1 pseudogene is annotated in these 1,205 nt (G+C 46.1%); it reads left to right on the forward strand.

The window, feature by feature from the left end:
• Nucleotides 1-1,205: pseudogene (locus RT064_RS10985) on the forward strand ((2Fe-2S)-binding protein); the annotation flags it as partial.

The raw sequence follows: 1,205 nt of genomic DNA on the forward strand, positions 1-1,205 counted from the left end.
AAAGGTCAAATCTGCGCAGCAGTGGACAATGGGGCCATGACTTATGAAGACATCAAGAGCTGCACCAAGGCCAGTACAGGCTGTGGCGGTTGCGCCCAAATCGTCAAAGATACCTTAGTGTCAGAACTCAAAAAGCGCGGTATCGAAGTTAAAAATCATATCTGCGAGCATTTTGCTTACTCGCGCCAAGAACTATATCACTTGGTGCGTGTCAGCAATATCCACACCTTTGAGGAGATGATTGAAAGACACGGACACGGTGATGGCTGTGAAATCTGTAAGCCTACCATTGGCTCGATTTTGGCGTCTTGCTGGAATGACTATATCTTAGATAAACCACTGGTTGCGCTGCAAGATACCAATGATGCTTTCTTGGGCAATATCCAAAAAGATGGTACTTACTCTGTCGTACCAAGGATTGCAGGTGGTGAAATTACCGCCGAAAAACTCATTGTCTTAGGTGAGGTAGCACGCGATTTTGGACTTTACACCAAAATCACTGGTGGGCAACGTGTGGATTTATTTGGTGCACGTAGTGACCAATTGCCCGATATTTGGGAACGCTTAATCAACGCAGGTTTTGAAACAGGGCATGCGTATGGCAAATCACTACGGACTGTTAAGTCTTGTGTCGGCAGCACTTGGTGTCGCTATGGGGTTGATGATAGTGTGGGACTAGCAATTAAACTGGAAAACCGTTATAAAGGCTTACGCTCACCGCATAAAATCAAATTTGGCGTATCAGGCTGTACCCGTGAATGTGCTGAAGCCCAAGGCAAAGATATCGGTATTATCGCCACCGAAAACGGCTGGAACCTTTATGTCTGTGGCAATGGCGGTATGCGTCCTAGACATGCTGAGCTGTTTGCCAGTGACTTGGACACAGCCACGCTGGTTAAATATATCGATCGTTTCTTAATGTTCTACATAAAAACAGGCGACCGCTTACAACGCACGTCAGTCTGGCGTGAAAAAATGGAAGGTGGTCTTGAGTATATTCAACAGGTGGTTATCAATGACAGCTTGGGTATTGCTCATGAGCTTGAAACCCAAATGCAAGCGGACATTGATGCTTACCAGTGCGAATGGAAAACCACCCTGTCTGACCCAGAACGTTTAAAACGCTTTAAGCACTTTATCAACAGTGACAAAGTCGATGACAACGTAGTGTTTGTCGAAGAGCGGAGCCAAATTCGCCCTGCAAC

Origin of the sequence: Moraxella sp. CTOTU49097, from assembly GCF_032064105.1 — a bacterium.
Lineage (GTDB): Bacteria > Pseudomonadota > Gammaproteobacteria > Pseudomonadales > Moraxellaceae > Faucicola > Faucicola osloensis_B.